The following is a 9684-nucleotide window of genomic DNA, read 5'->3' on the forward strand; positions in this document are numbered from 1 at the left end:
GCGGCTCGCCGGCGGCGCGCTCGCATGACGTGAGGCTTTCCGTGTCGAGTGCGCTGATGAAGGATCAATTATGCTGAAAAAGACCATCGCCTTGGGATTCGCCAGCCTCCTGCTGGCAAGCCCGGCATGGGCAGCGCCGGACTGGTCGGCTGTCGACCGGGCGATAGGACGAGCGGGGGCCGAACAGCCGGGGGGCGTTCACCGCTACAGCTTCCCGCGTTCGGACCTGAGCGTCACGCTGGATGGGGTGACGATCAAGCCCTCCCTCGCGCTCGGCTCTTGGGCGGCGTTTCAGCCGATGGGCGACGAGGCGATGGTGATGGGCGATCTCGTGCTGACCCACGACGAGGTGAACCCCGTTTTGAGCCGCCTGCTCGCAAGCGGTTTTACGATCACCGCGCTCCACAATCACCTGCTCCGCTCTTCGCCTGCGACCATGTACATGCACATTGCCGGCCACGGCGACCCGGTGAAGCTCGCGGCCGCGCTCCGGCAAGCGCTATCAGCCAGTCGGACCCCGCTCGCCGCGCCGCAATCGCCTTCGGCCAGCGCAGCCGCATCGCGGCTCGACCTCGATGTGGCCGCGCTCAACCGGTTGATGGGCGGTGAGGGCAAGACGGCCGGTGGCATCCTCCAATACAGCTTTCCGCGCGCCGAGCGGCTGATGGACGGCGATATGGAGACTCCGCCGACGATGGGCACGGCGACCGCGATCAACTTTCAGCCAACCGGGGACGGCCGAGCCGCCATCACCGGCGATTTCGTACTTGTCGCAAACGAGGTCGATCCGGTCCTGCGCGTGCTGCGGACGAACGGGATCGAGGTCACGGCGCTGCATAATCATATGCTAAACGACGAGCCGCGGCTGTTCTTCATGCACTTCTGGGCCAACGACGACGCAGCCAAGCTCGCCCGTGGGCTGCGCGCGGCGCTCGACAGGATGAACAATCAGAGGAGTTGAACTCGGACGACGGCTCATTGGGCCGTAACCGCCGCCCGCCCGACCCCACGGCCCTTATGCAGGAAGTGGAATGGAACATGGCTAGCAAACGAACTCTCACTGTTGTCGCAGGCGTGGGCGCGGCCGCGCTGGCGATCGCGGGCGTGGCGATCGCGCAAAACCACGAGGCGAACGAAAACCGGATAATCGGCAAGCACAGCGAACGAGACATCCCGCTTGCTCAGGTGCCCGAGGCCGCGATGAACGCGGCACGCGCGCAACTCGCGTCAATAAGCAAAGCGGAGCAAGTCACCCGAAAGGCGGACGGAAGCACGCTCTATGAAATCAAGGGCAAGAACAGCGACGGAAAGACGATCGAACTGTTCGTCACGCCCGAAGGCCAGGTGCTCGGCCGCGAATGATGGATCAGCACGGGGCGCCGGCCGTCGAGGGCCGTGCGCCCCTTCCGAAATGATACTGCGGAATAGGAGACGAAAATGCGGCCAAGGCGATGGATATTGTTATGCGCCGCTTTGGCCGCCCTGCCTGATAGTGCGATCGGCCAAACCGAACCCGCGTCGGCGACGGGCTCGGCGTTGTTCGTAAGCTGTCAAGCGAATGAGCCGCGATGCGGCGCTTACCTCCAAGGCGTGCTCGACATGATGATCGTCGCGCGAAAAGCGGAATGCCGCGCTCCACGCTATGACCGATCGGCGCTGCGCGCGGCATATTTACGCTGGGCGGAGCAGAATAGCTATTTTATGAGTGTTCATATGGTGGCCGGAGCTGAACGCTCGTTAGCGAAGGCTTGGCCATGTCAGTAGCATCGTACCCCGCGGCGTAGCCTGCCCGGCGGCTGCCTTTGAGGGCAGGCGGAGCGTCCGCCTGGCGGTGAATTCCGCCAGCTCAACGATCCCATGTCGCGCCTCAAGCTCGCTAATTAGCCGATGTTCGCATTATGTCTGCCAAATCGTTGTCTGGCGCACAAACCTTGAGGTGACGCCACCCGCGCGCATCATTCGCGCAAAGGCCTCGCCCTGCCAAGCGATTTGACCGATGGTGAGTGGGCCGTTCTGGAGCCCTTTTTCCCGCCGCCATCGCAGACTGGGCGGCCTCGCAAATGGCCAGTCCGGCGCATTGTCGAGGCGATCCTTTACCTGCTTCGCGGCGGGTTGCCCTGGCGGATGCTGCCCCCCTGTTTTCCGCCGGCCTCGACCGTGCAGCGCTGGTTCTACTTATGGCGCGATGCGGGCCTGTGGGAACGGATCAACCATTATCTGCTGCAAGACCTACGCACCGCCCAGGGCCGTGAGGCTTCGCCCAGTGCCGGTGTAATCGACAGCCAAAGCGTCAAGACGACCGAAAGCGGAGGTCCGCAGGGCTATGATGCAGGTAAAAAGATCAAGGGGCGCAAGCGTCATATCGTGACCGATACCGAAGGTAATCTGGTTCATGCCGTGGTCCACACCGCCGATATCCAGGACCGTGACGGTGCTCCGCTGCTGCTGGCCGAGATCGTCCGCTCGTTCCCATGGCTGCGGCACGTCTTCGCCGATGGCGGCTATGCCGGGAAGAAGCTCAGGGGTAGCCTCGCCCGGCTCGGGCAGTGGACCATCGAGATCATCAAACGGTCCGACAGGGCAAAGGGCTTCGAAATCCTGCCGCGACGCTGGGTGGTCGAGCGGACATTCGCCTGGCTCGGCCGCAACCGTCGCCTTGCAAAGGACTTCGAACAGACCCTCGCATCGGCCCGCTGCTGGCTGTTCACCGCTTCCGTCCAGCTCCTCACTCGACGCATCGTACGTCTATGAAAATACAGCCGATAGTTTCGAGTCAGACTCTGTAGAGATTATTCACACGTCGTGAATTTAAACCATTAGATGAGAATGGGGTGCAAATGAATAATAGAATATTTACAATCATGGCCTGTTCTGCCTTGATAACGGCTTGCTCTAACTCACCAGACGCCATGCTCAAGAAAGGTGACCCCAAGGTCTGCGCCTCGGACGAGATTCTCGAGCAAGTATATAGTATTGTTAAAGATAATGCACTGTCTCCGACCAATGTAAATATCTCCCCCGCTGAGTACGAAAGTAGCAAGCAAGGTTGGATCAGCAAACTGAAACTCAGTGCCGATAATGTCACAAGCTCATCAGTCGACACAGGAAATCAAAAGATTTCGTGCTCTGGAACGCTTACTTTATCAGCTGCCGATATAGGTGAAACTGTTAGCGCGCCTCTTGAGTTTGAGGTGCAGGCCAATCAGTCAGATCAAAGAAAACCGATCATCGTGGTTAACATGGGGCCGATTCAAGGACATATTTTCTCGATCCTGACCTCGATCGCCAAACCGGATTTTGACGCCGCTCAAGATAAGCTTGACGCACAGGAAGATGCATTAGTTAAACAGGATGAGGATTTAGTCCGCGACACTCCAGGTGCTACCGAGAAATTGCAAGCGAGATCTAGAGAAAATCTAGTCGCAAATTTATTCAGCGAGCAGGAGCTGGCCCTTATAGATCGGATCTACCTCTCTCATATGATGTGCATGAGTACGGATGCGCGTAACCGCGACGCTTTCTGCCGGAAAGAAAGAAGGCTGAACAAGGAAGCTAAGGAAGCAGACTTGTGCAGCACGGCAGGCAATGAATGGTATCACTGCTCGAAGGAAGCCGAGTTACAGCAGCAGCGCGACGCTCTTCAACAGCCCGAAAACGCAACCCCCTCAAATTCTTCCGAGTAGTGCCAAGAGGGTCGTCATACCTTGAAGGCCACTTTCAAAATGGTCGTCCGTGAAAAAGCCCGCGATGTCGCTGGCGCGTGTGCGCGTGGGGTTTCCTAAAGATTTGCGATGCAGTCCAATCTTCAGGGAATCTGAAGCACGAAAATTTTGCCACCACCTATGTCCGATAACATCCCTTATCGGACATAGATGGTGCGTCCTAAATTTGCACCAATCCTGTTTTGTTCTGGCGTATAATCGCCATGTGATGTACGTTGTCCGTCCGCAATCAGCCAGGACATTCGCCATGACCATGCACAGCGTCAAGATCACCAGCGACGGGCGCATCCAGATACCGGCCCAACTGCGCCGGGAAATGAACCTGCGTGCCGGTGAGACACTTAATCTCGAACTGCACGATGGGACGCTTTCGGTGCGGCGCCCCTCCAAGACCCTGGAACGCATCCGCGCCAGGCTGGCGCCTTACCTGGCGCCGGACGCGGATCTGCAGGGCGACCTCAAGGCCATGCGGATCGAAGATGCGCAAAGGAATGCCGGGCGTGGCTGACAAGATCCTCGACACCTCGGTGCTCGCCGCCTTCGTCCTTGGCGAACCTCATGACGTGGACGAGAACGAGCTCCTCGCCGGCGCCTGCATGTCGGCGGTGAACCTCGCCGAGTTTCGCGCGGTCCTGGCAAAAAACGGCGTGGCCGACGAAACCATCGCTGCAACCGTGCGAGACTTCGCCTTCAAGATCCTGCCTTTTGGCGAAGCCGAAGCGGACATCGTTGGCAGGCTGATCGGGCCGGCGCGGAAATTGAACATCGGCCTCGGGGACTGCGCCTGCATCGCCACGGGCCAGATCGAAGGTCTGACGATCTGGACCGCCGATCGCGACTGGCTGAAACTCGAGGCGCCCGGCGCCGAGATCAAACTCATCAGGAACCAGACATGACCCGTCCCGCCCAGGATATCGAACTCGTGGCGCTGATCCGGCCCGGATCGGCGCTGGCGAGGAGCTGGAAGCTCGCCAAGCCGACCTACGGCATCTACCAGTACGACAAGGCCTTCGATCGCCATGAGCTCCGTTTCGGCGACGGCGCGTGGCAGAATCTGGAGCCCGAGCACATCCCCGACCTGGTGCTGCTCGAAGCCTACGGCACCGAACTGGTCGAGCGGCTGTTCGACGACTGATCCCGGCTGACCTCAGGAGCGCGCGTCATGACCCTTGATGAAGACGACGACGATCACGGCTATGCCATGTCCGCGCATGTCGCGGCGCTGATCGAAAGCGAAGAAGACGAGGAGGCCACGGTCCGCGCCTTCATCGCCGACATCTTCACGCAGCGAATCCGATCGCACCATGCCCGCGCCATGGAAGGCCCGCGGTTCTCCGAATGTCTCGACCGCTTCATCGAGCGCGCACCGCAGATCATCGAGGTCGTCGTCATCACGATCGGGGTCGAGAGCTTCTCGATCCAGCAGGTGCAGCGCATCACCGACGATCTTGTCGAGCTCGAGGATCGCGAATTTGTCGCGCGCTATGGCCTCGAGGAGCTGTTCGCGGCGCTGACCGAGGCGCAAGCCGCAGGCGAACGCGATCCGGAGACACCCTACGAGGCCCTGGCCCGTCACCTGCGGCCCGACGATCCCGCTGCCGGCGCCCGCGAGGTCGACCAACTCATTCTCCTGGTGAAGCGGTTCCGCGGTGCGCAACACAACCGCCGGCAGATCGTCACGCTCGCCGCACCGCTCTTCCTGGCGATCGGGCTGACCAGTCTCGGCCTGCCGGCGCTCTTTCACGCCATCGAGCCGGCAACGCCCTTACCGCTTCCCACGCCCCCGCCGGGCGCCGCGACCGTCGTCTTGGCGCTCGGTGTCGGTCTGCTTTGGCGCATCTTCCAAGGGTCGGACGTGATCGATCCACCGCTTCCGGCGGCCGCCGCGCAATGGCTGGCGGCCCATGACCGGGACTATGGCCTGCGCTCTTGGGATGAGCTCTACTGGCCGACCGCAAAGCGCCTGGCGTGCGAGCGCACCTTCCTTGGGTTCGATTTCTGGAAGAAGGTCCCGCCGCCGGAAAGCGAGTGGCCCGAGATCCGCTGTGCCGACCCCGAATGGGATTATTGGGAGCATGGCCCCGGCAAGCCGGTGAGCGCGCGCTACTACCGGCCCTTCATGGCCCGCATCGAGCGCTGGGATCATCACGCGTCGCGTGTGCTTCTGGGCTGCCTGGTTCTCGTAATCGGCGCCGCGCTCGCGGACACTGTCTGGAGCATCCTCTCCCGCGATCATATCGGCCTGTTCGCCAATCCATCGTTGAAAGTCGGGGTTGTGCTGGTCGCAATGCTTCTGACGTTTGCGCTCGCGCATGGCGGTTTGCCACGGCTGCGTTGGCTTCCCCGCGCCCTGCGCCGCCACTGGTTCGGACCGCTCCCGGCCGATGCCGAAGCCTATCGCGACTATCTGCTCGGCCGGACCTGAGGCAACGATCGTGACGGGGGATTTTTCAGAGATCGCGCGGCAAGCAGGCGCCTGGATTGGCCCGATCGGCGGTCTGGCCGGCCTCTACACGTTTCTCGCTTCGCTCCACCGCCGGCGCCTGCGGGTCGCGGTCGATTATGTCAGCGGAACCGATCTCAGCGGCTCCTGGCATCGCTTCACGGTGACCAACCGCTCCGATCTCACCCTGACCTTTCGCACCATCGGTCCAGCCTGGTTCCTGAGCACGCCGCTCGGCCGCCAGTTCCTCGGTTTCACGTTCGATGCCGAAGACAATGATCCGCCCTTGACTATCCTGGGCGCCCACACTTCGATCGAGTGGCACATGAGCGATGACGACTGGCAATTGGCTTCTCCCGCGCGTCTGCGCGACCGTGCGCATCTGCGCGTCGGTGTCGAGATACCACGGCTTGGGCGTCTGGCGTGGATCAAACCGCGCCGCCCGACGTCCTGGGATCTGTCGCTGCGCGAGCGCACCATCCATCGCCTCTACGGCCTGTGGGGCGCGAGCCTTCCGTGAGCGACGAGCTGACGCCCCTGCCCCCGATGGCGACGTTGTCAGAGCGCCTCCACGCGGAAATCAAGACCGCGCAGGAGACGATGAAAGCCGCGCACGCCGGCGCCACGCTCCGCGCCTATGCGTCCGACTGGGTCAGCTTCTGCGAATATTGCGAGGAACGAAATTTCGAGGCGCTCCCCGCACACCCCGATGTCGTCGCGCTCTACCTCGAGCGGCAAGCCCGCGAGGGAATGAAGACGTCCACCGTCGGCCGCCGCCTCGCCGCCATCAATCGCTACCACCGCGATGCCGCGCTCGCACCGCCCTCCGCGCGCGACGCCGCAGGCACGATCACGACGATGCTGAAAGGCATCCGGAACACTTACGGGAGCAAAGTCCAGCAAAAGGCCCCGGCCGAGGTCGACATCCTCACGGGCATGCTGGCTACCATCGAGGGCATGGGCCTGCGCGCGGTGCGTGACCGCGCCATCCTGGCGATCGGCTTCGCCAGCGCGCTGCGCCGCTCCGAACTCGTCGCCGTGCAATACGAGGAGATGTCCTTCGTGAACTCCGGCCTCCGGATCTTCATTCCCCGCTCGAAAGGCGACCAGGGTGCGCAAGGCACGACGATCGCGGTGCCCAACGGCCGGTCGATTCGACCCGTAACCCTGCTGCGGCATTGGTTGCACCAAGCCGGCCATACCGAGGGCCCTGTGTTCCGCCGCCTCACCCGGTCCGACACCCTCACCGATGCGCCCATGACCGACAAGAGCGTCGCGCGCCTGGTCAAAGCGGCTGCGGCGGCCGCCGGCCTCGATCCCGCGCTCTATTCGGCACATTCGCTCCGTGCCGGCTTCCTGACGTCAGCCGCCGCATCACGCGCGAGCCTTTTCAAGATGAAGGACCACGCGCGGCACAAATCGCTCGATACCGTTGCGGGTTACGTGCGCGACGCCGCCCTGTTCGACGATCATGCCGGAGACGAATTCCTTTGATGCTGCTCTTCACAGATCTCCTGGCCAAGGCAGGCTTTAGCCCGGCCGACGTGCGGCTCCTGCGTCACCAGACAAAAGGCCCCAACGGCCGCACGCCCTATCTCTTGTGGCGGGATCAGAAACCGGCCTTCGAAGACTACCAATGCGTACAATCGACGCATAATCGCACCAGCCTCGCCGCGCCCATTTGGGCAAGCTTCGTCGCTCCACCTACGGGCGGCACGCTGTTTGCCGGACTCTATTCGGCAAAGCGTATCGGGCACGCTGGCGAGCACTGGATCGATCCCTTGCACGGCGTCCCGGGCAGCACACTCACGAGCCACGCTCTCGATCGCTACGAAACCGAACCAATTCCGGACCTCGCCGACTACGCCGGCCGGCTCTGGATCGATTGGGGATCCGGAACCCGTTCGTGGGTCCAGCGCGCGGACCGCCAAAACAAGACCATTTGCGAGTTGACGCGCGCGTTTCGCGAAGACGCCTTCCCGGGTTACACGCATTTTCTCGCGCGGATTTCTGAGCTTCAGGGCTTGCCGGCGACCTGGGTGACCGCTCTCAGTGCCGCTCGAGGCGTCTACTTGCTCACGTCATCAAGAACGAAGGAGCAATACGTCGGCTCGGCGACTGGAGCCAATGGGTTTTTTGGACGCTGGCTCAACTACGCGCAGGACGGTCATGGTGGGAATCTCGGCTTGAGGAGCAGCGAACCAAGCGATTATCAGGTCAGTATCCTCGAGGTCAGCGGATCCGCCGCTACTCAAGACGATATAGTAGCCATCGAACAGCTCTGGAAGCGAAAGCTTCAAAGCCGGAAAATGGGGCTCAATCGCAATTGAGCTGCTCCGTCCTTGACCATCACCGGCATTCGCAACGAATAACCCTTCCCAATGCACCCATAGGCACCGGACCACCCCCACGTCACAGATCGTTCTTTTTGGGACTCGTGGGCTGATTCCATGGTGAATTTCGTCGCTCAAAATGAGACTCGCGATTGTCGTCATTCGATACGTATCCCGGATCTGATCCGGACGAAGATCGCTCGCGGTGCAACCAGCGGCGAGTGGCCCGCAGCTCACTTCCGACTTTCTCGTCACCGCCTCTACATGCTACATCGACGTATGGCACACGAACTCGATGACATTCGAGCCCAAACCGAATGCCCCAATTGCGGCATCGTCATTTCGGTGAGCTACAAGACCCTTCGGCTTGCACGAACGGTGGAATGTCACGGATGCGGCGAGACAATTTCGCTGATCGACGATACTCCGATCAGCACAATCCAGAAACTGATCGACAACGTTTGACGGTCACGAAAGCGTTGGTCGTTCATAGACCGGAAACTGCCCGAGGTTGGATAGGGCGGATTGCCATATGTCGATCGGAATTGCGTCTGGCAGCTCAAACTGGATTGCCTCCGCGAGCTTCCCCCAAACCTGTTCCTCTTCCGCAACCAGCACCATGCGCTCGTCCCTGAAACCAAGGGCAAGAACAAGCATCGTTGATTGCTCGACAGGTATCCTCGCTGCTTGGATGTCGCTGACCGCGTCCCAAGGTTCGACCCACGTGCGTTCACCGTCGTGTAAGAACACGCCGTCGGTGTCGACATTGATGATCCGCACGACAGGGAGCGATGATGTGGCCGTCGATTCCGTCATGATTCTCCGACTCCTGACAATCCGATTCTAGAAGGCTATAATTGAGGCAGGCGCACAAGGGCCTCTGCTATGGAACGTTTTGCATATGTCATGGGACGATATCGAAATTTGGCGCGCGGACGCCCCTTTGACCCGCCCCAGTTCCTCTGCGGTCGACGGATTTCTCACAGGTTCAATACTTTCATTCGATGAAAGTGACGACGACGCCACCATCAATGCGATCATCGGGGCCGCGGAAGCAAGTGCGCCTGCGAACAAAAAACAAAAGCTGGCCGCCGAACATCTTGCCCATCGCCTCGATGAAATCAGGCGCGCGCTTTCTGACGAACGTAACAGCTATGCACCAATGCTAACGCTGCTCGATAACGGT

General features: G+C 61.1%; 15 protein-coding genes. 14 read left to right on the plus strand and 1 reads right to left on the minus strand.

The annotated features are described in order from the left end of the window. The first annotated feature begins 70 nt into the window (after window positions 1–70). The 13 genes from IEX64_RS16600 to IEX64_RS24465 all read left to right on the plus strand — a co-directional run bounded on the left by IEX64_RS16600 (window position 71) and on the right by IEX64_RS24465 (window position 8963). Entirely contained in the window at window positions 71–961 is an 891-nt protein-coding gene (locus tag IEX64_RS16600) for a DUF1259 domain-containing protein (protein WP_008603797.1), read from the plus strand. A gap of 77 nt (window positions 962–1038) precedes the next feature. Beyond that, window positions 1039–1362 carry a PepSY domain-containing protein gene (locus IEX64_RS16605; protein WP_202408384.1) on the plus strand — a complete coding sequence of 108 codons (324 nt, stop codon included), beginning with the start codon at window positions 1039–1041 and terminating at the stop codon, window positions 1360–1362. A 75-nt stretch (window positions 1363–1437) separates the two neighbouring features. After that, the gene (locus tag IEX64_RS24790) at window positions 1438–1764 is read left to right on the plus strand and encodes a Rap1a/Tai family immunity protein (RefSeq protein WP_223178489.1); all 327 of its coding nucleotides are present in this window, start codon (window positions 1438–1440) and stop codon (window positions 1762–1764) included. 213 nt (window positions 1765–1977) lie between these two features. Beyond that, window positions 1978–2751: an IS5 family transposase gene (locus IEX64_RS16610; RefSeq protein ID WP_188821296.1), complete on the plus strand. Its 774-nt coding sequence runs from the start codon at window positions 1978–1980 to the stop codon at window positions 2749–2751. A 158-nt stretch (window positions 2752–2909) separates the two neighbouring features. Then, window positions 2910–3683: a hypothetical protein gene (locus IEX64_RS16615; RefSeq protein WP_188821287.1), complete on the plus strand. Its 774-nt coding sequence runs from the start codon at window positions 2910–2912 to the stop codon at window positions 3681–3683. Window positions 3684–3969: 286 nt separating this feature from the next. Then, complete coding sequence (locus IEX64_RS16620; RefSeq protein WP_098108336.1) at window positions 3970–4230, plus strand: AbrB/MazE/SpoVT family DNA-binding domain-containing protein; 261 nt, start codon at window positions 3970–3972, stop codon at window positions 4228–4230. Continuing rightward, entirely contained in the window at window positions 4214–4618 is a 405-nt protein-coding gene (locus tag IEX64_RS16625; RefSeq protein WP_168176419.1) for a type II toxin-antitoxin system VapC family toxin, read from the plus strand. Before IEX64_RS16620 ends, IEX64_RS16625 begins: the two co-directional genes overlap by 17 nt. Then, on the plus strand, window positions 4615–4857 hold the full coding sequence (locus IEX64_RS16630; protein ID WP_098108337.1) for a hypothetical protein: 243 nt from the start codon (window positions 4615–4617) through the stop codon (window positions 4855–4857). Before IEX64_RS16625 ends, IEX64_RS16630 begins: the two co-directional genes overlap by 4 nt. A gap of 27 nt (window positions 4858–4884) precedes the next feature. Then, window positions 4885–6147 carry a hypothetical protein gene (locus IEX64_RS16635; protein WP_098108338.1) on the plus strand — a complete coding sequence of 421 codons (1263 nt, stop codon included), beginning with the start codon at window positions 4885–4887 and terminating at the stop codon, window positions 6145–6147. A gap of 10 nt (window positions 6148–6157) precedes the next feature. Continuing rightward, on the plus strand, window positions 6158–6685 hold the full coding sequence (locus tag IEX64_RS16640; protein WP_098108339.1) for a hypothetical protein: 528 nt from the start codon (window positions 6158–6160) through the stop codon (window positions 6683–6685). A gap of 26 nt (window positions 6686–6711) precedes the next feature. After that, window positions 6712–7659: a site-specific integrase gene (locus IEX64_RS16645; RefSeq protein WP_098108394.1), complete on the plus strand. Its 948-nt coding sequence runs from the start codon at window positions 6712–6714 to the stop codon at window positions 7657–7659. Next, window positions 7659–8495, plus strand: a complete 837-nt coding sequence (locus IEX64_RS16650) for a GIY-YIG nuclease family protein (RefSeq protein ID WP_098108340.1) — start codon at window positions 7659–7661, stop codon at window positions 8493–8495. Before IEX64_RS16645 ends, IEX64_RS16650 begins: the two co-directional genes overlap by 1 nt. Before the next feature lie 120 nt (window positions 8496–8615). Then, the gene (locus IEX64_RS24465) at window positions 8616–8963 is read left to right on the plus strand and encodes a hypothetical protein (RefSeq protein WP_229710496.1); all 348 of its coding nucleotides are present in this window, start codon (window positions 8616–8618) and stop codon (window positions 8961–8963) included. A gap of 3 nt (window positions 8964–8966) precedes the next feature. On the opposite strand, the gene IEX64_RS16660 is transcribed toward IEX64_RS24465, so the two are convergent. Continuing rightward, window positions 8967–9314, minus strand: a complete 348-nt coding sequence (locus tag IEX64_RS16660; RefSeq protein WP_098108342.1) for a hypothetical protein — start codon at window positions 9312–9314, stop codon at window positions 8967–8969. Between the two features lie 85 nt (window positions 9315–9399). On the opposite strand from IEX64_RS16660, the gene IEX64_RS16665 reads away from it, so the two are divergent. Continuing rightward, a partial coding sequence (locus tag IEX64_RS16665) for a UPF0149 family protein (protein ID WP_188821289.1) occupies window positions 9400–9684 on the plus strand: 285 nt, incomplete at its 3' end.

The sequence above is a fragment of the Novosphingobium indicum genome, assembly GCF_014645195.1.
Lineage (GTDB): Bacteria > Pseudomonadota > Alphaproteobacteria > Sphingomonadales > Sphingomonadaceae > Novosphingobium > Novosphingobium indicum.

Bases quoted from the DNA above. Each gene is read 5' to 3' on its own strand.
- IEX64_RS16625 (WP_168176419.1), top strand. From the start codon at position 4,214: ATGCCGGGCGTGGCTGACAAGATCCTCGACACCTCGGTGCTCGCCGCC.
- IEX64_RS16660 (WP_098108342.1), bottom strand. From the start codon at position 9,314: ATGACGGAATCGACGGCCACATCATCGCTCCCTGTCGTGCGGATCATC.
- IEX64_RS16630 (WP_098108337.1), top strand. From the start codon at position 4,615: ATGACCCGTCCCGCCCAGGATATCGAACTCGTGGCGCTGATCCGGCCC.
- IEX64_RS16645 (WP_098108394.1), top strand. From the start codon at position 6,712: ATGGCGACGTTGTCAGAGCGCCTCCACGCGGAAATCAAGACCGCGCAG.
- IEX64_RS16650 (WP_098108340.1), top strand. From the start codon at position 7,659: ATGCTGCTCTTCACAGATCTCCTGGCCAAGGCAGGCTTTAGCCCGGCC.
- IEX64_RS16635 (WP_098108338.1), top strand. From the start codon at position 4,885: ATGACCCTTGATGAAGACGACGACGATCACGGCTATGCCATGTCCGCG.
- IEX64_RS24465 (WP_229710496.1), top strand. From the start codon at position 8,616: ATGGTGAATTTCGTCGCTCAAAATGAGACTCGCGATTGTCGTCATTCG.
- IEX64_RS16620 (WP_098108336.1), top strand. From the start codon at position 3,970: ATGACCATGCACAGCGTCAAGATCACCAGCGACGGGCGCATCCAGATA.
- IEX64_RS16600 (WP_008603797.1), top strand. From the start codon at position 71: ATGCTGAAAAAGACCATCGCCTTGGGATTCGCCAGCCTCCTGCTGGCA.
- IEX64_RS16605 (WP_202408384.1), top strand. From the start codon at position 1,039: ATGGCTAGCAAACGAACTCTCACTGTTGTCGCAGGCGTGGGCGCGGCC.
- IEX64_RS24790 (WP_223178489.1), top strand. From the start codon at position 1,438: ATGCGGCCAAGGCGATGGATATTGTTATGCGCCGCTTTGGCCGCCCTG.
- IEX64_RS16615 (WP_188821287.1), top strand. From the start codon at position 2,910: ATGCTCAAGAAAGGTGACCCCAAGGTCTGCGCCTCGGACGAGATTCTC.